The sequence below is a fragment of the Roseivivax halodurans JCM 10272 genome, assembly GCF_000521785.1.
In the GTDB taxonomy this organism is placed as follows: domain Bacteria; phylum Pseudomonadota; class Alphaproteobacteria; order Rhodobacterales; family Rhodobacteraceae; genus Roseivivax; species Roseivivax halodurans.
Map to the genome: position 1 here is coordinate 84,596 of NZ_JALZ01000002.1, position 21,566 is coordinate 106,161.

At 68.4% G+C, this 21,566-nt stretch carries 22 protein-coding genes, 1 tRNA gene and 1 pseudogene; 8 read left to right on the forward strand and 16 right to left on the reverse strand.

The annotated features are described in order from the left end of the window. Window positions 1-6: 6 nt before the first annotated feature. Complete coding sequence (locus OCH239_RS02760; RefSeq protein WP_037258423.1) at window positions 7-987, reverse strand: D-2-hydroxyacid dehydrogenase; 981 nt, start codon at window positions 985-987, stop codon at window positions 7-9. Window positions 988-1,261: 274 nt separating this feature from the next. Between OCH239_RS02760 and OCH239_RS02765 the strand changes: the two genes are divergently transcribed. From OCH239_RS02765 to OCH239_RS02780, 4 genes are all read left to right on the forward strand, one after another. Then, on the forward strand, window positions 1,262-2,965 hold the full coding sequence (locus OCH239_RS02765) for an ABC transporter ATP-binding protein (protein ID WP_037258425.1): 1,704 nt from the start codon (window positions 1,262-1,264) through the stop codon (window positions 2,963-2,965). Window positions 2,966-3,327: 362 nt separating this feature from the next. Further along, entirely contained in the window at window positions 3,328-4,341 is a 1,014-nt protein-coding gene (locus OCH239_RS02770; protein WP_037258428.1) for a TRAP transporter substrate-binding protein, read from the forward strand. A 72-nt stretch (window positions 4,342-4,413) separates the two neighbouring features. Further along, window positions 4,414-5,028, forward strand: a complete 615-nt coding sequence (locus tag OCH239_RS02775) for a TRAP transporter small permease subunit (RefSeq protein ID WP_037258431.1) — start codon at window positions 4,414-4,416, stop codon at window positions 5,026-5,028. After that, entirely contained in the window at window positions 5,021-6,346 is a 1,326-nt protein-coding gene (locus OCH239_RS02780; protein WP_037258434.1) for a TRAP transporter large permease, read from the forward strand. Before OCH239_RS02775 ends, OCH239_RS02780 begins: the two co-directional genes overlap by 8 nt. 15 nt (window positions 6,347-6,361) lie before the next feature. On the opposite strand, the gene OCH239_RS02785 is transcribed toward OCH239_RS02780, so the two are convergent. The 8 genes and pseudogenes from OCH239_RS02785 to phnG form a co-directional block, all read right to left on the reverse strand. Next, complete coding sequence (locus tag OCH239_RS02785; protein WP_037258437.1) at window positions 6,362-7,507, reverse strand: alpha-D-ribose 1-methylphosphonate 5-triphosphate diphosphatase; 1,146 nt, start codon at window positions 7,505-7,507, stop codon at window positions 6,362-6,364. Window positions 7,508-7,548: 41 nt separating this feature from the next. After that, window positions 7,549-8,091: a phosphonate metabolism protein/1,5-bisphosphokinase (PRPP-forming) PhnN gene (gene phnN / locus OCH239_RS02790; RefSeq protein WP_037258440.1), complete on the reverse strand. Its 543-nt coding sequence runs from the start codon at window positions 8,089-8,091 to the stop codon at window positions 7,549-7,551. Further along, window positions 8,088-8,765 carry a phosphonate C-P lyase system protein PhnL gene (gene phnL, locus OCH239_RS02795; RefSeq protein ID WP_037258442.1) on the reverse strand — a complete coding sequence of 226 codons (678 nt, stop codon included), beginning with the start codon at window positions 8,763-8,765 and terminating at the stop codon, window positions 8,088-8,090. Before phnL ends, phnN begins: the two co-directional genes overlap by 4 nt. A gap of 79 nt (window positions 8,766-8,844) precedes the next feature. Beyond that, window positions 8,845-9,624, reverse strand: a complete 780-nt coding sequence (gene phnK, locus OCH239_RS02800) for a phosphonate C-P lyase system protein PhnK (RefSeq protein WP_037258445.1) — start codon at window positions 9,622-9,624, stop codon at window positions 8,845-8,847. Beyond that, window positions 9,624-10,453 (reverse strand): annotated as a pseudogene (locus tag OCH239_RS02805) (alpha-D-ribose 1-methylphosphonate 5-phosphate C-P-lyase PhnJ). The gene phnK and the pseudogene OCH239_RS02805 overlap by 1 nt, the downstream one beginning before the upstream one ends. Next, window positions 10,450-11,550: a carbon-phosphorus lyase complex subunit gene (locus tag OCH239_RS02810; RefSeq protein ID WP_051489197.1), complete on the reverse strand. Its 1,101-nt coding sequence runs from the start codon at window positions 11,548-11,550 to the stop codon at window positions 10,450-10,452. Before OCH239_RS02810 ends, OCH239_RS02805 begins: the two are co-directional and overlap by 4 nt. Further along, window positions 11,550-12,110: a phosphonate C-P lyase system protein PhnH gene (phnH, locus tag OCH239_RS02815; RefSeq protein WP_037258448.1), complete on the reverse strand. Its 561-nt coding sequence runs from the start codon at window positions 12,108-12,110 to the stop codon at window positions 11,550-11,552. The genes OCH239_RS02810 and phnH overlap by 1 nt, the downstream gene beginning before the upstream one ends. Then, window positions 12,107-12,541: a phosphonate C-P lyase system protein PhnG gene (gene phnG, locus OCH239_RS02820; RefSeq protein ID WP_037258451.1), complete on the reverse strand. Its 435-nt coding sequence runs from the start codon at window positions 12,539-12,541 to the stop codon at window positions 12,107-12,109. The genes phnH and phnG overlap by 4 nt, the downstream gene beginning before the upstream one ends. Before the next feature lie 71 nt (window positions 12,542-12,612). On the opposite strand from phnG, the gene phnF reads away from it, so the two are divergent. Further along, on the forward strand, window positions 12,613-13,320 hold the full coding sequence (phnF, locus tag OCH239_RS02825; RefSeq protein WP_037258453.1) for a phosphonate metabolism transcriptional regulator PhnF: 708 nt from the start codon (window positions 12,613-12,615) through the stop codon (window positions 13,318-13,320). On the opposite strand, the gene OCH239_RS02830 is transcribed toward phnF, so the two are convergent. From OCH239_RS02830 to OCH239_RS22510, 6 genes are all read right to left on the reverse strand, one after another. Next, window positions 13,311-13,928, reverse strand: coding sequence for a DapH/DapD/GlmU-related protein (locus OCH239_RS02830; protein ID WP_037258455.1), 618 nt, complete (start codon window positions 13,926-13,928; stop codon window positions 13,311-13,313). The two genes, phnF and OCH239_RS02830, sit on opposite strands and share 10 nt — an antisense overlap. Next, on the reverse strand, window positions 13,928-15,253 hold the full coding sequence (gene phnE / locus OCH239_RS02835; RefSeq protein ID WP_084782069.1) for a phosphonate ABC transporter, permease protein PhnE: 1,326 nt from the start codon (window positions 15,251-15,253) through the stop codon (window positions 13,928-13,930). Before phnE (OCH239_RS02835) ends, OCH239_RS02830 begins: the two co-directional genes overlap by 1 nt. Then, window positions 15,250-16,116, reverse strand: a complete 867-nt coding sequence (phnE, locus tag OCH239_RS02840) for a phosphonate ABC transporter, permease protein PhnE (protein WP_425280277.1) — start codon at window positions 16,114-16,116, stop codon at window positions 15,250-15,252. Before phnE (OCH239_RS02840) ends, phnE (OCH239_RS02835) begins: the two co-directional genes overlap by 4 nt. A gap of 85 nt (window positions 16,117-16,201) precedes the next feature. Further along, window positions 16,202-17,206: a phosphonate ABC transporter substrate-binding protein gene (gene phnD / locus OCH239_RS02845; RefSeq protein WP_037258457.1), complete on the reverse strand. Its 1,005-nt coding sequence runs from the start codon at window positions 17,204-17,206 to the stop codon at window positions 16,202-16,204. 68 nt (window positions 17,207-17,274) lie between these two features. After that, window positions 17,275-18,105, reverse strand: coding sequence for a phosphonate ABC transporter ATP-binding protein (gene phnC, locus OCH239_RS02850; RefSeq protein ID WP_037258459.1), 831 nt, complete (start codon window positions 18,103-18,105; stop codon window positions 17,275-17,277). A gap of 310 nt (window positions 18,106-18,415) precedes the next feature. After that, window positions 18,416-18,556: a hypothetical protein gene (locus tag OCH239_RS22510; RefSeq protein WP_157577784.1), complete on the reverse strand. Its 141-nt coding sequence runs from the start codon at window positions 18,554-18,556 to the stop codon at window positions 18,416-18,418. 220 nt (window positions 18,557-18,776) lie between these two features. Between OCH239_RS22510 and OCH239_RS02855 the strand changes: the two genes are divergently transcribed. After that, window positions 18,777-18,935, forward strand: a complete 159-nt coding sequence (locus OCH239_RS02855) for a hypothetical protein (protein WP_157577785.1) — start codon at window positions 18,777-18,779, stop codon at window positions 18,933-18,935. 274 nt (window positions 18,936-19,209) lie between these two features. Here the strand turns inward: OCH239_RS02855 and OCH239_RS02860 are convergent. Beyond that, window positions 19,210-19,285, reverse strand: a tRNA-Lys gene (locus OCH239_RS02860). Window positions 19,286-19,435: 150 nt separating this feature from the next. On the opposite strand from OCH239_RS02860, the gene dapF reads away from it, so the two are divergent. Next, complete coding sequence (gene dapF / locus OCH239_RS02865; RefSeq protein ID WP_037258464.1) at window positions 19,436-20,269, forward strand: diaminopimelate epimerase; 834 nt, start codon at window positions 19,436-19,438, stop codon at window positions 20,267-20,269. Between the two features lie 5 nt (window positions 20,270-20,274). Beyond that, window positions 20,275-21,528 (forward strand): tRNA (N(6)-L-threonylcarbamoyladenosine(37)-C(2))-methylthiotransferase MtaB, encoded by a 1,254-nt coding sequence (gene mtaB / locus OCH239_RS02870; RefSeq protein WP_037258981.1) that lies wholly within the window; start codon window positions 20,275-20,277, stop codon window positions 21,526-21,528. Window positions 21,529-21,566 lie beyond the last annotated feature (38 nt).

The window sequence follows — 21,566 nt, forward strand, 5'->3', positions numbered from 1 at the left end:
AGCGGTTCAGGCGGCCCGGTTCGTGAGATCTGCATTCCCCGCCCGGAGCTTCGAGAGGTTCTCGATCAAGATGTCGATCACGTTGCCCTCGAAGGCGGCGGTCTCGCCGGCGGTGTGGGGCGTGAGGATGACGTTCTCCATGTCCCAGAGCGGGGAGTTGCCGGGAAGCGGCTCGGTCGCGGTCACATCGAGCCCCGCTCCGGCGAGCGTGCCGGTCCGGAGCGCCTCGATCAGCGCCGGCTCGTCGACGCAGCCGCCGCGCGCGACATTGATCAGCACCGCATCGGGCCGGAACCGCGAGAGCGCGTCCGCGTCGATCAGATTGGCGGTCTCGTCGGTCAGCGGGCAGCAGAGGACCACCGCATCGGCCGCCGGGATCAGCTCGGGGAGGGCGCCGAAGGGATGGACCTCGTCGGCATGGCCGCGCCCTGCCTCCGCGTTCCGGCGCACCGCGGTCACGCGCATCCCGAAGGCCCTGGCAAGAAGGGCGATCCGGTTGCCGATATGGCCGAGCCCCACGAGGAGCAGCGTCCGGCCGGGCAGCTCCCGCGCGCGCCGGGAAGGATCGCTCTGCTCGTCGCCCCATGTTCGCCGCGCCTGCTTGTCCCGGGCGAGGCCCAGCCGGCGGGTCAGCGCGAGCAGGAGCGCCATGGCATGTTCGGAGACCGCGTTCATGTTCGCCCCCGCGCCGCTGGCGAGCATGACGCCGTGCTCCCTGAACGCCGCGAGATCGTAGGCGTTGGTGCCGGAGCTCACCGATTGGAGGAAGCGGAGCCTCGGCGCGTCCTCGAGCATGTCGTTGTGCCAGAGGCCGGAGCAGACGAGCACATCCGCCTCGGGCAGGCGGTGGCGCAGATCCTCTACGCTCGAGACCTGGAAGCTCGTCATGCCGGTTTCGCGAGCGTCGAACGTCGCCTTCAGGTCGTAGGCGTGATGGGCGAAGCAGATGCTCAGATCCTCGTGGGACGGGAGCAGGGCGTCGGTCATGGGGCACTCCTGTGCGGAAGGATCGGGGATCGTCGGGCAAGGACCGGTACGTGGTCCACGTTGCGCGAGCAGTCGCTTCCATTCCGCCCGGCTGCAAGGTCAAAACCGGCGGCATCACTCCGGCGCGGAGCGCGGAGGCGAGCGCCCACGGTGACCGGAAACTGGAGGTGCAGGGGGGCTTTGTGCCGTGCCTCCCTTTCGCTGACGGATTTTGTCAGGTACGCGGATGCGCGGGCCTCGGAGGTCTGCATTTTCCGGATCAGACGGGATCGCCATGCTTCGCCAGTTCGCCGCCTATTATCGCCCCTGGAAGGGCCTCTTCTGGCTCGATTTCGGCAGCGCCGTCCTGTCGGGTCTGCTCGAGCTCGCCTTTCCGCTGGCGATCAAGCTTTTCATCGACGTGCTGCTGCCGCGCGGGGACGTGTGGCTGACCGTGCTCGCCGCCGTCGGGCTGGTGGTGGTCTATGCGGTCAATACCGGCCTCATGGCCATCGTGATCTACTGGGGCCACATGCTCGGCATCAACATCGAGACCGAGATGCGGCGACGTGCCTTCGACCAGCTGCAGCGGCTCTCGTTCTCGTATTTCGACCGCGTCCGCACCGGCAAGCTCGTGGCACGGGTGACCCGCGATCTCGAGGAGATCGGCGAGGTCGCCCATCACGGGCCCGAGGACCTCTTCGTCGCCGTCATGACCTTCGTCGGTGCCTTCGTGATGATGATGACCATCGACGTGGAGCTCGCGCTCATCACCGCGGCCATCGTGCCGGTCTGCGCCGGCATCGTCATGGTCTTCGGCGGGCGCATGACGCGGACCTGGCGCAACATCTATGCGCGGGTCGCGGATTTCAACGTGCGGCTCGAGGAGAATGTGGGCGGCATCCGGGTGGTGCAGGCCTTCGCCAACGAGGATCACGAGAAGCGGCTCTTTGCCCGCGACAACGCGCGATACCGCGACACGAAGCTTTCGGCCTACAGGGTCATGGCGGTGTCCTCGACGCTCAACTACATGGGCATGCGCTTCGTGCAGGTCGCGGTCATGGTGACGGGCGCGGTCTTCGTGCTCAACGGCGATCTGACGACCGGGGGCTACGTCGCCTTCCTGCTGCTCGTCGGCCTCTTCTTCCGGCCGCTCGAGAAGATCGCGGCGGTGATCGAGCTCTATCCCCGCGGCATCGCGGGCTTCCGCAGATATCTCGAACTGATGGAGACGCGGCCCGACGTGGAGGATCGCGCGGACGCTTTCGAGGCGCCCGGTTTCGCGGGTCGCGTGACCTTCGAGGACGTGACCTTCGGCTACGATCCGGCGCGGCCGGTGCTGCGGGAGGTCTCGCTCGATGTGGCGCCGGGCGAGACGGTGGCCTTCGTCGGCCCCTCGGGCGCGGGCAAGACCTCGCTCCTCGCGCTGGTGCCGCGCTTTTACGAGCCCCAGGCGGGGCGCGTGCTGATCGACGGGACGGATACGGGGAGCGTGACCCTGCGCTCGCTGCGCCAGCAGGTGGGGATCGTGAGCCAGGACGTCTTCCTCTTCGGCGGCACGCTGCGCGAGAACATCGCGTATGGACGGCTCGATGCGACCGAGGAGGAGATCGTCGAGGCGGCGCGGAAGGCGCGGCTCGGCGACATGATCGCGGACCTGCCGGACGGGCTCGACACGGTGGTGGGCGAGCGCGGCGTGACGCTGTCGGGCGGGCAGAAGCAGCGTGTGGCCATCGCCCGGATCTTCCTGCGGAACCCGCCGATCCTGATCCTCGACGAGGCGACCTCGGCGCTCGACACCGAGACCGAGAGGCAGATCCAGCGCTCGCTCACGGAGCTGTCGCGGGGCCGTACCACGCTGGTGATTGCGCACCGCCTCGGCACGATCCGCGACGCCGACCGCATCGCCGTTATGGAAGCGGGCCGCATCACCGAGGTCGGCACTCACGCGGATCTGTTGCGGACGGGGGGCCGTTACGCGCAGCTCTCCGCCGCGTGAGAGGCGGGGCCGGAGCCGGCGCGATGTCCTGCCAGCTCCGCCGGAGCGTGGCCGTAACCGTGCGCCCGTTGTCGTAATAGGCGGAGGTGCCGATCGAGCGGGTCTTCGGGCCGAGGGGCCGCGTCATCGCGGATCCGGCCACGGGCAAGCCGATGATGCTGCCACTCGGGCGGCACGGCGGGAGATGACGCTTACCCGGGGGGCTCATGAGGCCGGGACTGCGCGCGGCAATGCCGGGGAGCGGACGATCATATCCATTTCGGACCCCTTGCGTCCTCTGGCCTTTTGACCGACGGTCAGGGGTGGAGGAGCCTTTTCCGGATCGAATTCGGCAAAGGCGCAGGAACGGGAGGAGACCCCCAATGATCAAGACATTCGCAATTTGCGCAACCGCGAGCCTCGTATTCGCGGGCGCCGCATTCGCACAGGACAGCTACGATCTGCGGTTCCAGTCGAGCGACACGTCCGGAAGCGAGGCGTTCAAGGTTCAGCAGAGGTTCGCCGAGAACCTGTCCGAAGCGTCGGACGGCCGCATCAATATCGAGGTCCTGCCGGTCGGCTCGATCGTCGAATACAACGAGACGCTCGACGCGGTCGGTGCGGGCATCCTCGACGGCCATATCACCGATTCATCGTATTTCACCGGCAAGGATCCGGCATTCGCGCTGATCGGGAATCCCGTCGGGGCGTATTCCAGCGCCGAGGAATTGCGGGCCTTCTTCGACGACGGCGGCGGTACCGACCTCTATAACGAGATCATCGAGCCCTACGGCGTCCACTTCATCGGCCCCGCGGCGCAGACCCCCGAATCCGTGCCCTCGAAGGTCGCGATTACCAGCGTCGAGGACCTGAAGGGCGTGAAGATGCGGGCGCCCGAGGGCATGGTGCAGTCCGCCTTCGCCGATGCCGGGGCGTCGCCGGTGAACCTGCCGCAATCGGAGATCTTCACCTCGCTCGACAAGGGGGTGATCAGCGCCGCCGATGCCACGACGCTCGCCACGAACCATTCCATGGGCCTTCACGACGTGGCGAAGAACCCGATCTATCCGGGCTTCCACTCGCTTCCGCTCAACGAGGTGTCGATCACGCTGGCGACCTGGGAGAGCATGTCCGAGGAGGACCGGCAGCTGGTGACCGAGGCGGTTCGCGGCTATGCGGACGATCTCGCGGCGACCATGCGCGAGCGCGACGAGGCGGTGGCCGAGGAGCTGCGCAATTCCGACGACGTGACGCTTCATTCCTGGTCCGAGGACGAGAAGCGCAAGTTCCGCCAGATCGCGCAGGACCAGTGGGAGGCCTATGCCGACCGGTCCGAAAACGCGCGCAAGGTCTACGAGGCACTGACCTCCTACCTGACGAGCCAGGACCTGCTCTGATCGCACGCCGACCCCTCCATTCCCAGCGGATGGAGGGGATCTTCTTGTTGTGCCGATAAGACGGAGGCCTCGATGCGCGAAAATTCGACGCAGGATGAGCTCGAATCCGCCCGCCCCCCGCATTCGGGCGAGACCCCGCAGGACCCGCTGTCGCGATGGATCATCCCGCTGGGCCTGCCTTTCGCAATCGTCTTCGTCTTCGTGACGCTCTTCACCTTCTACGAGGTGATGATGCGCTATTTCTTCAATTCGCCCACGATGTGGGTCCACGAAACCACCACTGCGATGACCGCGATCTGCTTTGCGTTCGGCGGCGTCTATTGCCTCGCCTCGGATCGCCATATCCGGGTCGTGCTGATCTACGACGCGTTGTCGCCGTCCTTGCGCAAATGGGTCGACGTCGCGATTTCAGTCGTCGGCTTCATCGCATGCGCGCTCATGGCCTGGGCGGCCTCGGGGCTGGCCTACAAGGCGCTCTATGCGCCGGACGGGCGGTTCCGGCTCGAGACCAGCGGCAGCGCCTGGAACCCGCCGACGCCCGCGATCGTTAAGTCGTTCCTCTTCATCATGCTCTGCGTGATGTGCGTGCAGTTCCTGCTGCAGACCGTGCGGCATCTGAGGCGTCCCGGCACGGCGACGGCCGAGAGGCGGCCCGGCGCCACCGAGGAAAGTGCCGGCGATGTCTGAGATCCTGAACCTTCAAGCGCTGGGCATCGGCGGTGCGTCGGTTGTCATGTTCGGCATGCTGATCGCGCTCCTGCTCACGGGCATGCAGCTGGCCTTCGTGACGATCCTCGTCGCGCTCTTCTTCGCGCTGGGATGGTTCGGCCCGATGGCGGTGCCGATCGTTACGACGCGGATATATTCCTTCGTCACGCAATACGTCTTTCTCTCCGTGCCGATGTTCGTGCTCATGGCCTCGGTCCTCGACCGGTCGGGGATCGCGCGGGACCTCTTCAACGCGATGCGGCTGGTGGCGGGCAACCTCCGCGGCGGGCTCGGGGTCCAGACGCTCTTCGTCGCGGTGATCCTGGCGGCCATGTCCGGCATCATCGGCGGCGAGATCGTCCTGCTGGGCCTGCTGGCGCTGCCGCAGATGCTGCGGCTCGGCTACGACAAGCACCTCGCCATCGGTATCGTCTGTGCGGGCGGTGCGCTCGGCACGATGATCCCGCCCTCCATCGTCCTGATCATCTACGGCCTCTCGGCCAACGTCTCGATCGGGGAGGTCTTCACCGCCTCCTTCGTGCCGGGCCTGATGCTCGCCGGATTCTACACCATATACGTGCTGGCGGTCGGCTATTTCCGTCCCGAGCTCGCCCCGGTCCAGCAAGAGGACGAGAAGCTCTCGGCCACGGAGAAGCTCGCGCTCCTGCGGGGGCTGATCCTGCCGATCATCGTGGTGATCTTCGTGCTGGGCTCGATCTACGGCGGCATCGCCTCGGTCACGGAAGCCTCCGCCATCGGCGTGATGGGCGTCGTGCTCTCTACCATCGTGCGGGGGGAGTTCACGCTGCGCATGATCGCGGACGCGGCGCTGCAGACGCTGCGCACCTGCGGCATGATCGTCTGGATCGGCGTCGGGGCCACCGCGCTCATCGGGGTCTACAACCTCATGGGCGGGATCGATTTCGTGGAGAGCCTGATCTTCGGGATCTCGGACACGCCGATCGTGGTGCTGCTGGTGATGATGGTGATCCTCGCCGTCCTCGGCATGTTCCTCGACTGGGTGGGGATCGCGCTGCTGACGATCCCGATCTTCGCCCCCATCGTGAGCGAGCTCGGCTACGACCTCATCTGGTTCGGCGTGCTCTTCTCGCTGAACATGCAGATCTCCTTCATCTCGCCGCCCTTCGGGCCGGCCGCCTTCTATCTCAAGAGCGTGGCGCCGCCGGAGATCGGTCTCGGCACGATATTCATCTCGCTCGTGCCCTTCATCGGCCTTCAGGTCCTGGCGCTGGGACTGGTGATCGCCTTCCCGCAGCTTGCGCTCTGGTACCAGTGACGGAGGGGTGGCCGGTCACGCGGCGCGCTGGCCCGCGCTCCAGACCGAGACGGGCCGGAAGATGTCGCCGACCTCGCGCAGCCTGACGAGATCGGCGCGGAGCCCGGGGGCCAGGCGCCCCCGGTCGGCGAGGCCCACCGCCCGCGCCGGAGCGTCCGTGACGGTCGATATGGCGGCGGGGAGGTTCCCGCTCTGGCGCGCGAGCGTCGCGGCGGCCCGCAGCAGGGCGGCCGGGACGTAATCCGACGACAGGATGTCGAGAAGCCCGGCGGCGGCGAGCTCGGACGCGGCGATATTGCCCGAATGGGAGCCGCCGAGCACGATGTTGGGGGCGCCCATCATCACGAGGATGCCCTCGTCATGGCAGGCGCGGGCGGCAATCTCGGTGGTCGGGAACTCCGCGATGCGGGCGCCGTGGGCGGCGCTTCTGGAGACGTGATCGGCGGTCGTGTCGTCGTGACTGGCGAGCGCTGCCCCGAGTCTCCGGGCCGTCGCCACCGCTGCGGCTTCGTGGGCGGCTCCGACCTCGGCCTTGAGATCGACGAGACGTGCGGAGAACGCCTCGAATTCGGGTTCCGTCATGCCGTGCTTGCCGGTCATGTAGCGCCTGTATTGCGCGACGTCCGCGAACTGGCGCTGACCGGGCGTGTGGTCCATCAGGCTGAGCAGCCCGACGCGGTCCTCGGGGCCGAAGGCCTCCAGCTCGTCGATCAGCGTGTCCGAGCAGATCTCGGCGCGCAGGTGGATGTGATGGCCGATCTTGAGATGGCCGGCGGCGCGCATCGACATGATCTCGCTGCAGAGCGGCCGCGCATAGGCGCGCTCGATATGACTGTCCCGGCCGCGGAGGGCACCGACGCGCAACGCGTCGAAGACCGTGGTGATCCCGCAGGCCGCAAGCTCGGCGTCATGGGCGAGGATCGCCGCGTCATGCGGCCAGTCGACGCCGGGGCGGGGCGAGAGGTGCCGCTCGAGATTGTCGGTATGGAGCTCGACGAGGCCGGGGATGACGAGATCGCCGCCGCAATCGACGGCGCCCGGGGGCACGGAGGCTCCGGTGTCGATGGCCTCGATCCGCCCGTCCGAGATCTTCAGCATGCCCGTGACGACGTCGTCGGGCATCACGAGGCGGGCATTTGCGAGTGTCAGCTGGTCTGTCATGGGACGGGATCAATCCTGTGCGGGGAGAGGCGGGCGGGGGCTCATGGCGCGCCGCGTCCGAAGAGGGCGGCTTCGGCGGCGGCGACCGCCTCGGCGAGGGGGCCGTCGTTTGCGATGCGGGCGGAGGGGATCGACGGGGGCAGGGATATGCCGGGACGGGCCAGGCGCTGCCGGATCTCCTCGGGCGCTTCGCGTCCGCGCGCGCCGAGCCTTTCGGCGATGGTCTCGGGCGCGGCGGTGACGACGAGCGCGAAGACGGCGGGATAGGTTTCGGCCGCCTCTCCGAGCACGCGGCGCGAGAGATTGGCGATGACGTCGTGGCCGGAGCGGACCTGATCGACGGTCTCGGCGGGGATGCCGTAGGAAAGCCCGTGCGCGGGCCAGAAGAGCGCGAAGGCGCCTGCGGCGCGGCGGCGCTCGAACGTTTCAGCGTCGAGGCTCTCGAAAGGCTCTGTCTCGTCGCTCGGCCGGGTGATGGACCGACGGCAGACCAGAAGGCCCGGGCGCGCGGCGGCGAGGCCTGCGATCACGCTGTCCTTGCCGGCGCCCGAGGGGCCGACCACGGCGATCAGCCGGCCCGTCACGGCGCCGCCGCGAAGAGCGAGACGTCGACCTCGCGGTCGGCGATCTCGTCGCGGGCCTCGCGGTCGTGGAAGATCCCGACGAGCGCGGCGCCGCGCGCCTTGGCCTCGCGGATGAGGTCGAGCACCACGGCCCGGTTCAGGGGATCGAGCGAGGCGGTCGGCTCGTCGAGGAGCAGGACGGGATAGGGGTGGACGAAGCCGCGGGCGATGTTGACCCGCTGCTGCTCGCCCCCCGAGAAGGTCGTGGGCGAGAGCGACCAGAGCGCTTGCGGCAGGTTGAGCCGGCTGAGGAGCGCCTCGGCCCGTTCGCGCGCCGCTGCCGGCGGAACGCCGAGCTGCAGGAGCGGGTCGGCCACCACGTCGTGCGCGGGCACCCGCGGAACCACCCGCAGGAATTGCGAGACATAGCCCAGCCGGTCGCGGCGGAGCGCCGCGATCTCGCGCGGGGTGGCCGTGGCAAGGTCGAGCCCCGCCACCTCGATCCGCCCCGAGGCGGGGGCGTAATTGCCCTGCAGGAGCCGCAGGAGGGTGGATTTCCCCGAGCCGGAGGAGCCGGTCAGCGCCACGCATTCCCCTGCCGCGACCTCGAGGCGGGCGCCTTCGAGGACGGGGATGACGATGCCCCCTTGCGCGTGCAGGGTGAAGGATTTCGAGACGTCGCGGACGTGGATCATGGGGCATCCGCCGTGTTGGGAGACGAGGGAAAAGAGCGGCGCGGAACGCCGCCCGCGGCGTGGGGGAGATGCGCCTCGATCATGCCGGCAGGACCGAGGAGACGAGAAGCTGGGTGTAGTCGTGCTGGGGATCGTCGAGCACGCGGTCGGTCAGTCCCGCCTCGACGACGCGGCCGTGGCGCATGACCATGAGCCGGTCGGCGAGCAGGCGCACGACGCCGATGTCGTGGGTCACGAGAATGACGGCGAGCCCCATGTCCCGCACCAGCCCGCGCAGCAGGTCGAGCAGCCTTGCCTGGACCGAGACGTCGAGCCCGCCGGTCGGCTCGTCCATCAGCACGAGCTTCGGCGCCGTGACGAGCCCGCGGGCGATCTGCAGGCGCTGCTGCATGCCGCCCGAAAACGCCGTCGGACGATCGTCGATCCGTGCGGGGTCGATCTCGACCCGCTGGAGCCAGTCCGCCGCGGTGTCGCGGATGCTGCCGTAATGGCGCGCGCCGCCCGCCATCATGCGTTCGCCCACATTGCCGCCGGCGCTGACGTTCATCCGCAGACCGTCCCTGGCATGCTGGTGGATATAGGCCCAGTCGGTCCGCATCAGCCGCCGCCGCGCCGGTTCGGGCAGCCGGAGCACGTCCTCGCCGCCCTGGACGACGCTGCCCGCGTCGGCCTCGAGATGACCGGCCAGGCAGGAGAGGAGCGTCGATTTACCCGAGCCGCTCTCGCCGACGATGCCGAGCACCTCGCCCGGCCAGACGTCGAGATCGACCTCGGCGCATCCGGTCCGCGCCCAGTAGGAGCGGGTGAGGCCGCGGACCTTGAGCAGCGGGGCGTCGTCCTGAAATTGGGTATTCTCCATCATGCCGTCCCCTCGCGCCGTTCGGCGCAGTAATCTGTGTCCGAGCACTGGAAGCGGCGCGTGCCCCGATCGTCGGCCACGATCTCGTCGAGATAGCTGCCCGTCGCGCCGCAGAGCGCGCAGGCGCCGTCCGCCTTGGAGGGATCGAAGGGGTGATCCTCGAAGTCGAGGCTCTCGACCTTGGTGAAGGGCGGCAGGGCATAGATGCGCTGTTCGCGCCCGGCGCCGAAGAGCTGGATCGCGCGCGAGGTCAGCTTGGGGTTGTCGAAGCGCGGGATCGGCGAGGGGTCGAAGACGTGGCGGCCGTTGACCATGGCGGGATAGGCGTAGGAGGTCGCGATATTGCCGTGGCGGGAGATGTCCTCGTAGAGCTTGACGTGCATGAGCCCGTATTCCTCGAGGGCGTGCATCCGGCGCGTCTCGGCCTCGCGGGGCTCGAGAAAGCGCAGCGGCTCGGGGATGGGCACCTGGAAGACGAGGATCTGGTCGTCGCCAAGAGGGATCTCGGGGATCCGGTGCCGGGTCTGGATCAGCGTCGCCTCCCGCGTGCGGGTGGTGGTCTCGACCCCGGCGACCTTGGCGAAGAAGGCGCGGATCGACACGGCGTTGGTGGTATCGTCCGCGCCCTGGTCGATCACCTTGAGCTGGTCCTCGGGGACGAGGCAGGCGGCGGTGAGCTGGACGCCCCCGTTCCCCATCCGTAGGGCATCGGCATCTCCCGGCTGGCGAAGGGCACCTGGTAGCCCGGGATCGCGAGACCCTTGAGGATCGCCCGGCGGATCATCTTCTTCGTGCGCTCGTCGAGATAGGCGAAGTTGTACTCGGTCATGATCGTCCTCCCGGTGCGGTGCCGGTGGGATCCCCTGTCGCCTGGGTGGCCCTGATCCGGCGGATCAGCTCGAGCTCGGCCTGGAAATCGACGTAATGGGGCAGCTTGATGTGCTCGAGAAAGCCCGTCGCCTGGATGTTGTCGGCATGCATGAGCACGAATTCCTCGTCCTGGGCCGGGGCGCCGGTGTCGTCCTCGCCGAGCTCGCGCCATTGCAGGGCGCGGTCGACCAGCGACATCGAAATTGCCTTGCGCTCGCAGCGTCCCATGACGAGCCCGTAGCCGCGGGTGAACTGCGCAGGCTCGGTGCGCGAGCCGGTGAACTGGTTGACCGTCTCGCATTCGGTCGCGACGATCTCGGCGAAGGTGATCGAGAAGCCGAGCTCGGGCAGCTCTATCTCGACCTCGACGCTGCCGATCCGGAGCTCGCCGACAAAGGCATGGGTGCGCCCGTATCCGCGCTGGGTGGAATAGGCGAGGCCGAGGAGGAACCCCTCGTCCGCGCGGGCCAGGGTCTGCAGCCGCAGGGCGCGGTCGGCAGGGAGTTCCATGGGTTGCCGCGTTGCGTCGGGGGGCGTCTCGGGCCCCGGGGGCTCGTTCCGCAGCAGCCCCTCCTGCCCGAGATGGTCCGACACCCGCGGGCGGTGCTGGGCGGCGGTCCCGGCCAGCGTCGCGGCGGCGCGCTCGTCTCCGGCGGCGAGCGCAAAATCGAGCAGGCGGTGGGTGTAGTCGAAGGTCGGGCCGAGCACCTGCCCGCCGGGGATGTCCTTGAAGATCGCCGAGATCCGCCGCTCGCAGAGCATCCGGCCGGTATCGAGGGGCGCCGAGGCCCCGAGCCGCGGCAGGGTGGTCCGGTAGGCGCGGATGAGGAAGATCGCCTCGATCAGGTCGCCCCGGGCCTGTTTGACGGCGAGGGAGGCGAGCTCCTCGTCGTAGAGCGAGCCTTCCGACATCACCCGCGCCACGCAGAGCGACAATTGTGCCGCAATCTGCTCTAGCGAGAGCGAGGGCAGGTCCGCCGGTCCGCGCCGCATCTCGCCCAGCCAGTCATGCGCCGCGGCGATCGCCTCCTCGCCGCCCTTTGCTGCCACATACATCAGCCGACCTCCCCGAGGAGCCGCGTCGAGCGGGGCAGGGCGGCGAGACGGGGGCCGCATGTGAGGAAGAGGTCGATGCCCTGGGGATAGAGCTCCATGTTCCGGCGCACGAAGGCGGCGTCGGGCAGGGAGAGGCGCATCTCGGTCTCGATGCCGGGGCCGGCGAGGCGCGGGCCATCGGAGGAGAGCTCCTCGATTTCGGCGATGAGGGTGACCGACCGGTCAGGGTAATCGGGCGTGCCCACGGCGTAGCGCGGGAGCGGCTGCAGATCCTGCCAGGTGCCGACGGCGAAGGCCGCCTCCTCGGGCTCCGCCGCGGGCGCGCCGGTGTGGAAGGTGAGCCAGTGGCGGGCGGCATCGGCGGCGCCGGCGAGATGGACGGGGGTCGTGTGGTCGGCAAGCGTCAGGAGCAGGGCGGCAGCGGCGGGCGAAAGCCCTTCGGGGGCGGGGCCCGGAAGCTCGCTGATCGTGCCGGGGCGCGCCATGACCTGCATGATGATGCGGAAGGCGCGGGCCGAGTCGATGGGCGGGTCGGCAAAACCGGCGGCAAGCTGGGTCATGTGTCCTCTCCCCGGACCATCGTCTCGAACTCGACGCGGGTGGCCTCGGCCTTACGGGCGGTCGTCTCCCGGCGGGTCGCCTCGTCCCGGGCGAGGGGCTCGAGGACGGAGGCGCGGGCCTGCGCCGCCCGATCGCCTTGCATGACGGCGTCGACAAGCGCGGCGTGCCGCGCGTGGTCCTGATCGCGGCCCTGGACGAAGGCATGGCCTTCGGTGCCGTCGGGCAGGCGCAGGGCGCAGCGGGTGGCGGTAACCTCCCCGAGGTTGAAGGGCGCGCCGGTGCCGCCGGCGCGGCCGCGGACCATCACCGAGCCGGTTTCGGGCGGGCGCAGCCAGACATGGCCCGGCAGCTCGCCGAGCTCGGCCATCAGCGCGGCCAGATGGTCGGGGCGGCTGCGGGCCAGAAGGCCGATCCAGTCAGGGCGCTCCATGTCTTCCTCGACAACTAGACAACATACCCGACAGCTAGACAAGTTTGCCGCGACATGCCAGTGAAACTTCCATGACGGATGCCATATGGACTGCCATCGCCGAGACCCTGCGCCGCGAGATCGTCGAGGGCTCGCGCCAGCCCGGGGACCGGTTGCCGACCGAGGCGCAGCTGTCGCGCCGCTTCGGGGTGAACCGCCACACCGTCCGGCGCGCGCTCTCGCGCCTCGGGGAGGAGGGTCTGGTGCATTCCCGCCGCGGCGCCGGAGCCTTCGTCGCGGCGCGCCGGACCGAATATCCGCTGGGCGCGCGGGTGCGGTTCCACCGCAACATCCGCGCCGGGGGTCGCCTTCCGAGCCGCCGGATCGACCATCTCGAGGAACGGCCCGCGACCGCCGAGGAGGCCGAGGCACTCGAGCTCGGCCCGAGCGGGCGGATCGTGCTGGCAGAAGGCGTGAGTTTCGCCGATGGCTGCCCGATCGCGCTCTTTGCGAGCCGGTTTCCGGCGGAGCGGCTGGCGGGGATCGCGCAGGCCCTTGCGGAGGTCGCGTCGGTGACCGAGGCGCTGGCCCGCGTCGGCGTCGGCGACTACGCGCGGCGCTCGACCCGGATCGGTGGAGAGCTCGCCGATCCTGCTCAGGCCGCCAAGCTCGAACTCTCTCCCGGAGCGCCGCTCGTCTGGACCGAAAGCCTGAACGTCGATCCCGGGGGCGTGCCCGTCGAATACGGGTTCACGTATTTTAGCGGCGAGCGCGTGACGCTCGTCCTCGATCATTCGTAGCGGTCGAGGAAGGTCTCTGCGGGCAGCGAGCGGAAGTCGGCGAGCCGCGCGCGCAGGGTTGCGTGATCCCAATCCCACCAGGCGATCGCCATCATGCGCCGGGCGATGTCCTCGGGAAAGCGCCGGCGGATCGGCCGGGCGGGAATGCCCGCAACGATCGTGTAGGGCGCGACGTCCTTCGTCACGATCGCGCCCGCCGCCACCACGGCGCCTGTGCCGATGGTCACCTCGGGCTTGACCATGGCCATGGCGCCGATCCACGTGTCGTGCCCGAGATGCGCGAGCCGTCCGGCTCTGTGGGCGAACCAGTCGTGGTCGCGCTCCGCATCGTCCCAGTAATCGTCCGAGCGGTAGTGGAAATGGTGCAGCGACGCCTTCTCCATCGGGTGATCCGTCGCGCCGATCCGGCTGCCCGCGGCGATGTTGGCGAATTTCCCGATCCGGGCATTGGCGATGTCGGCCATGCGGTCGCAATAGGAGTAATCGCCGAGATGGGCGTTGCCGAGGCGCGAGGCGCGGCCGATCTCGACATAGGCGCCGAAGACGCAATCCTCGCCGATCTCGCAATCGGGATGGATGAAGGGCCGGTCCTCCTTCAGCCGGGCCATCATGCGCCCTTGATCAACTTGCGGCGCAGCCAGCCCGAGAAGGAATCCATCGCGAAGACCATCAGAACGACGAGCACGATGTAGTAGGTGACGAGCTCCCAGTCCTTCTGGGTGATGATCGCCTGGGTCAGCAGAAGGCCGATGCCGCCGCCGGTGATCGCCCCGATGATCGTCGCCGAGCGGGTGTTGGATTCGAGCATGTAGAGGATCTGGCTCAGATAGACGGGGACGAGCTGCGGCAGGACCGAGTGGCGCGCGCGGGCGACGGGACCGGCGCCGGTCGAGCGGACCCCTTCGATCTGCTTCTCGTCGACGTTCTCGAGCGATTCCGAGAAGAGCTTGCCGAAGGTTCCGGTGTCGGTGAACATGATCGCCAGCGCGCCGGTCAGCGGGCCGGGCCCGTAGGCGCGGCTGAGAATGACCGTCCAGATCAGGCCGTCCACCCCGCGCAGGAAGTCGAAGAGCCGTCTGACCACCTGCCGGACCGGCCCGAGCGGCGCGAAGTTCCTGGCGGCGAGGAAGGCGACCGGCAGGGCGATCATGGCCGCGCCGGCGGTGCCGAGAAAGGCCATGAGGAGGGTTTCGACGAGCGCCCAGGCCACCTCGTTGTGGCGCCAGCGGTCGTTCAGCCAGACATCCTGCCAGATCGCCCAGGCCTCTCCGTTCACAGCCCGCGCGCCGATCTCGAGCGGCGAGAGGCCGTGATAGGGGCTGTCGAGGGTGAAGAAGAAGAGCTCCCAGCCGGGGAAGTAGCGCATGACCTCGGTGCGGGCGCGGGTGATGTTGACGCGGCCTGCCTCGGTGGTGATTGCCACGCGGTTCGAGGCCGCGTTGATCCAGTCGGGCAGGGGGCCGTCGGGGAAGGAGGCCTCGACGCCGCCGGAGCGGCTCGCCGTGGCCGCGACCACCCCATAGCCCGGAATGTCGTAACGCAGGCGGTTCTGGCCGATGAGTTCGACGACGTGGCCGCCCCCGAGTTCGACCAGGGTCACGTCCCCGCCCTGGCTCTCCACCCAAGCGGGGCTCTCGCCTTCGGGATAGAGACCGCTGCGCGAGCCTTCGATGGCGATCTCGACGGCGCCGCTGCCGTTGTCGCGGGTGACATGCGTCTTGTAGCTGACCATGTCGCCGGCGAGGATGCGCGCGTTCTCGGCATCGGCCTCGGCGAGGAGGCGCGGGACCTCGAAGGAGAAGACGAGATAGGTCAGGTAGGCGAGGATCAGGAGCGGCACCCCGAAGATCGCCAGATGCTTGCGCCGCATCATCCGTGTCGTGCGCTCGAGCGGGCTCTCCGGAGCCATCGTGTCTGCGGTGCCTGCGCTCATGTCCGCCCCCTGGTCAGCTTGTTCCGGATCATGCTGCCGCCCTGATCGACGATGACGATGGTGAGGAAGAGCAACATGAAGATGGCCGCCGCCTCGTCGAACATGCCGAGCCCGAAGGACATGGTGTTGCGCAGATCGTAGCCGATGCCGCCGGCGCCGACGAAGCCGAGGATGGCCGAGGCGCGGATGTTGATCTCGAAGCGCAGGAGGGCGTAGCTCAGCCAGTTCGGTCCGACCTGCGGGACGATCCCGAACGCCATGCGCTGGGCCCATGTGGCGCCGACCGAGCGCAATCCTTCCACGGGATCGAGCGGCGCGCTTTCGGCCACTTCGGAGAAGAGCTTGCCGAGCGATCCGATCGTGTGAAGGGCGATCGCGATGAGGGCGGGCACGGGGCCTCCGCCGAGCAGGAAGATCAGGATCAGCGCGACGACGATCTCGGGCACCGCGCGCAGAAGATCGAGAAGGCGGCGCAGCGGTGCGATGGCCCAGGGGGCCGGGGCGAGACCGCGCGTCACGAGAAGCGAGGCGAAGGCGCCGAGGATGCCCCCGATGAGCGTCGCGCCCGCGGCGATGTTCACCGTCTCGATAAGCGAGGGGAAATATTCGAGCAGCAGACCGGGCAGGCGGGCCGCGTTCTCGGCGGCTTCCGAGACCACATCGGCGGGAAAGTCGAAGATCTGCGGCAGGCCACGCCAGAAGCCTCCGGCGTTGCGGTCGTTGGCGATCCAGAAGCCGCCGAAGAAGAGCAGCACGTAGATCAGAATGCCGGTCGTCGTCCACAGGCGGCGCGTGCTGACCATTGCAAGATAGGCGTCGGTGACGCCCGGGCGCAGGGCGGAGGTCGAGGCGGCGTCGGTCAAGGGAATTTCCGCTGTCGGTCAGGGGCGAGGGATCGCCGAAGGGCCCCTTCCCGGTGGGGAAGGGGCCGGCGGGATGGGCGGGTCGTCAGCCGCCGATCTCGCGGCGGCGCACTTCGACGATGGTTTCGTAGGCCTCGTGGCCGATCGGGCGGAAGCCGGCGGTCTCGCCCGCGGCCACGCCGTAGGCGCAGTCCTCGTCGATGCTGTGCAGGTTCTCGACGAGGTTCACCATCTCGTCCTTGACCTCCTGCGGCAGCTCGGTGCGCAGGACGACCGGTCCCTCGGGGATCGGCTTCGAGCGCCAGATCTCGACGAGGTTGTTCATGTCGACGATGCCCGCGTCGGAGGCCTTGCGCAGCGCGCCCGAATTGTAGCCGTCTTCCCAGTTGCCGAGGCCGTCGGCCCAGGTCACGCCGGCGTCGATGTCGCCGTTGTTGACCGCGACGATGGTCTGCTCGTGGCCGCCGGTGAAGACGACGTCCGAGAAGTACTCGCCCGGCTCCATGGTGATGCTCTCGCCTTCGGCGGGGATCTCTACGGAGGGGATCAGGTAGCCGGAGGTGGAGTTCGGGTCGCCGAAGCCGAAGACCTTGCCTTCCATGTCCTCGAGGCTGGTGATGCCGCTGTCGGTGCGCGCGAAGCCGATGGAATGGTAGGAATAGGATCCGTCGAGATTGGTCTTCACCAGCACCGGCTCGACCGTTTCGGGATCCTGCAGATGGATCGCGGCATAGGCCGAGGCGCCGAGCCAGGCCATGTCGAGCGAGCCGCCGAGCAGTCCCTGGATCACGCCGTTGTAGTCGGCGGGGGTGAAGATGTTGACGTCGACGCCGAGGCGTTCGGCGGCGTAATCGGCGAGGCACTGGTTCGCGGTCATGCGGTCCTGGGCGTTCTCGCCCCCGAGCACGCCGATGTTGAGCTCGTCGATGAGATCGGCCTCGCTGTCGGCGAGATCCTCTTCGGAGGTGTCGGCCGAGCTGCTCTCCTGCGGCGTCATGCCGGTGTCGGAGGCGCTGGTCTCCTGCGCGAAGGCGTGGCCGGCGAGCGCGGTCGAGGCCAGAAGGGCGAGGGTCAGGGTCTTGACGTCCATGGAAATCTCCCGGTGTGTCGTTGGAGGTCTGGTGCGCCCATTCGCCGGGCGAACCTTGGGGCGTGCGGTCAGACGGCGGCCTTGGCGGGGCTGGCTGCCTTGCGGGGCGGGGCTGCCGCGGGGCGGTCGCGGATTTCGGTCGAGGTGGCGTGTTCCGAGAAGGTCCCGTCGGCGCCGTAGATGTCGCGCGCGACGCCGGTCGTGAGTTGCTCGGGCGTGCCGTCGAAGACGACGCGGCCCTTGCGCATGCCGACAATCCGGTCGCAATAGCGCCGCGCGGTGTCGAGCGTGTGCAGGTTGCAGACGATCATGCGACCGTCCTCGTCGTGGATGGTGCGGAGCGTCTCCATCACCACCTGCGCGTTCATCGGATCGAGCGAGGCGATGGGCTCGTCCGCGAGGATCATCTTGGGGTCCTGCATCAGCGCCCGGGCGATCGCCACGCGCTGCTGCTGGCCGCCGGAGAGCGCCTCGGCCCGCTTCGGCGCCTGCTCGGCGATCCCGAGGCGCTCGAGGATCGAGATCGCCTTGCGGATGTCGACCTCGGGCCAGAGCGCTGTCAGCGCCCGGAACGTGCCGGTGGTGTAGAGCGTGCCGTGCAGCACGTTCGAGACCACGTCCATGCGCGGGACGAGGTTGAACTGCTGGAAGATCATGGCGCACTGGGCCTGCCATCCCCGCGCCCGACTGCCTTTCAGGGTGCTGATCTCGCGTCCCTCGAAGGCGATGCTGCCCGCGCTTGGACGCTCGAGCAGGTTCAGCATCCGCAGGAGGGTGGACTTGCCTGCCCCCGAGGCGCCGATGATCCCGACCATGGTCGGACGCGCGATGTCGAGAGACACCGAATCCACGGCCCTGGTCGTGCCGAACTGCTTTGTGACTGTGTCGAGGGTGAGCATCCAGATCCCGCTGTTGAGGTCAGCGGGGGGATAGGTCTCAGGCTTGACGGATTTGTAATGCCCTCGTGAAGATTGGATGACCGCAGTTCTGCCGGACCCTCGCCGGCGGGCAGCTCCGCCTGCCTCGGAAACCGGGTCAGGCCGAGTGAGGGGTCCGGAGCGGCTCGACCGCCTCCGGGAGGCGGCAGGACGGGAATGTCTTGCAGGATGAATGCGCTAGCGCGAGGGCATTCGGAGCGGCAATCCCCTCGGGACTGCCGCTCTTACGCCGATCGACGTGACCTGCGGGGGCAGGCGTCGCGGCGACGACCTATTGCGTGGTCTCGGCTTCGGGGGCCTGGGTCTCGGCCTCGGGGGCGGTCGTCTCTTCGCCGCCGCCGCTGAACACGGCAATAAGAATGATGAGAACAACGACGGCGATGCCGCCGATGATCATGTTGTTTCTGGACATGGCAGATTCTCCCGTTTCGGCTGAATCCGACGGTATCGCAGATGACGGGAACGCAAGAATGATATCTCCGGCATAGGCGGGACGCTGCCAGCGGGGCTCCGGGCGGCCGCGGCGCATATGCCATGGCCGCTCTTCGGCGTTTCGCCCGCCGAGGGTGCGCAGAGCTATGACCAGGCTCCCGGTGCGCAGGGACTGCCTCGACCCATCATGTCAAGCGGACATGACGAGCAGCGCCGCGACCACCACGCCACCCACGGCCAGCATGGACGAGCTTCTCCTGAAGGGTTTGCGCAGAAACCAATTGGCGGCCTTTTCGCAGTTCGCGCAGACGGTCAAAGGTGTCGTTTTGACACCGCAATATGAGCAAAACATGATGTGAACGTCACTGGTAATTTCGACTGGGACGATAGAACAGCTCAGGGCCGGAACTGTTCCCGCCGTCGGCGTGATACCGCTCGCCTACGTCCGTATATGTTTGGCGGCATGTGATGCCCGACGGTCCGTTCGGCATTTTCGCACGTACCGAGCGCGCGGATGTTCGGATGCGATGCAGGTCTCTGACGCCTGGGCTATGCGCAGGGCGACATCTGGCCCGGCCGAGCGTCGATCCGGGCTCGAGCGTTGCGAGGACTAGCGATGTTCCGGGAGTTCAGTGGTGAGCCGTGCAGGATTCGAACCTGCGACCCACTGATTAAAAGTCAGTTGCTCTACCAACTGAGCTAACGGCCCACTGGCGGGCCATCTAGAGATAGCGCCGGGGGGGGTCAACCGGAAAATCGCGGGTTTTCCGGAAGTGCCGTAGCGGTATGACCAAAACGGGACGCAGGCGGCGGGTGCGCCCTCTGGAAAGCGGTCGCCGAGGCGCGTATATGCGCCGCCATGAGCGATGCGCACGCAGACGGGCTGCCCTTCATGAAGATGCATGGGCTGGGGAACGACTTTGTCGTTCTCGATGCGCGTGCGCGCAGCATTTATATGACACCGGAGCTGGCGGTTGCGCTTGCCGACCGGCACCGTGGGGTGGGCTATGACCAGCTTGCGGTCATCACGCCGGGCGAGAATGCCGATGCGCACCTGACCTTCCTCAATGCCGACGGATCGGCCTCTGCCGCCTGCGGCAATGCCACGCGCTGCATCGCGCGGCACCTGATGACCGAGACCGGTCGCAACCGGCTCGTGCTGACGACCGACCGCGGCGTTCTGCACGCGGCGGATGCCGGGCAGGGGCTCACCTCGGTCAACATGGGGGCGCCGCAGACGGGCTGGCGCGAGATCCCGCTCTCCGAGGACGTGGACACGCTGGCGCTGCCGATCGAGGGCGCGCCGGTGGCGACCGGCATGGGAAATCCGCATTGCACCTTCTTCGTCGAGGACGCGGAGGCGGTCGATCTGGCCACCTTCGGACCGGCGCACGAGCACCATCCACTGTTTCCCGAGCGCACCAATGTGCAGGTGGCGACGGTGACCGGAGCGGACCGGCTGCGGATGCGTGTCTGGGAGCGCGGTGCGGGTGTGACGCTTGCCTCGGGCTCGTCGTCCTGCGCGGTCGTCGTGGCGGCGGCGCGGCGCGGGCTCACCGGTCGGCGCGTGGCCGTGGATCTCGACGGCGGCACGCTCGAGGTCGAATGGCGCGAGGACGGCGTCTGGATGACCGGCCCGACCGCGCATGTGTTCGACGGCGTGCTGAGCCCCGCCTGGCTGGAGGAGATATGAAGGACATGCCCGCTCCCCGTTTCACGACGCTCGGCTGCCGGCTCAACGCCTATGAGACCGAGGCGATGAAGGATCTCGCCCGCGAGGCCGGGCTCGGCGACGCCGTCGTCGTGAACACCTGCGCGGTCACGGCCGAAGCGGTGCGCAAGGCGCGGCAGGAGGTGCGGCGGTTGCGGCGCGAGAACCCGGGCGCGCGGCTCATCGTGACCGGCTGCGCGGCCCAGACCGAGCCCGAGACCTTTTCCGCCATGGAGGAGGTCGACGCGGTCATCGGCAACACCGAGAAGATGGTGCCGGACACCTGGAAGGGGCTCGCCGCCGACTTCATCGGCCAGACCGAGCGCGTCCAGGTGGACGACATCATGTCGGTGACCGAGACCGCGGGGCACCTGATCGACGGGTTCGGGACCCGCAGCCGCGCCTATGTCCAGGTGCAGAACGGCTGCGATCACCGCTGCACCTTCTGCATCATCCCCTACGGTCGCGGCAATTCGCGCTCGGTGCCGGCGGGCGTCGTCGTCGACCAGATCAAGCGGCTGGTCGACAAGGGCTTCAACGAGGTGGTGCTGACGGGCGTGGATCTCACGAGCTGGGGCGCGGACCTGCCAGCGACGCCGCGGCTCGGCGATCTGGTGATGCGCATCCTGAAGCTGGTGCCGGACCTGCCGCGTCTCAGGATCTCGTCCATCGATTCGATCGAGGCGGACGAGATCCTGATGATGGCGATCGCGACCGAGCCGCGGCTGATGCCGCATCTGCACCTGTCGCTGCAGCACGGGGACGATCTGATCCTGAAGCGGATGAAGCGGCGGCATGGCCGTGACGACGCCATCGCCTTCTGCGAGGAGGCGCGGCGGCTGCGGCCGGACATGGCGTTCGGCGCGGACATCATCGCGGGTTTCCCGACCGAGACCGAAGAGCATTTCGAGAATTCGCTGCGGCTCGTCGAGGAATGCGATCTGACCTGGCTGCACGTCTTTCCCTATTCCCCCCGGCAGGGCACGCCGGCGGCGCGGATGCCGCAGGTCCATGGCGGCGCGATCAAGGAGCGGGCGAAGCGTCTTCGCGCGGCGGGGGAAGCCGCGGTGACGCGGCATCTCGAGGCGGCGACGGGGCGCGAGCACCGGATCCTGATGGAGGCGCCCGACATGGGCCGCACCGAGCAGTTCACCGAGGTGCGGTTTGCAGAACCGCAGGACGAGGGGGCGCTGGTGACTGCGACGCCCACTGCCCATGACGGACGCGCCTTGCGGGTCTGACCCCAAGGCTCAGGCCATTCGCAGGGCGGCGGCCATGA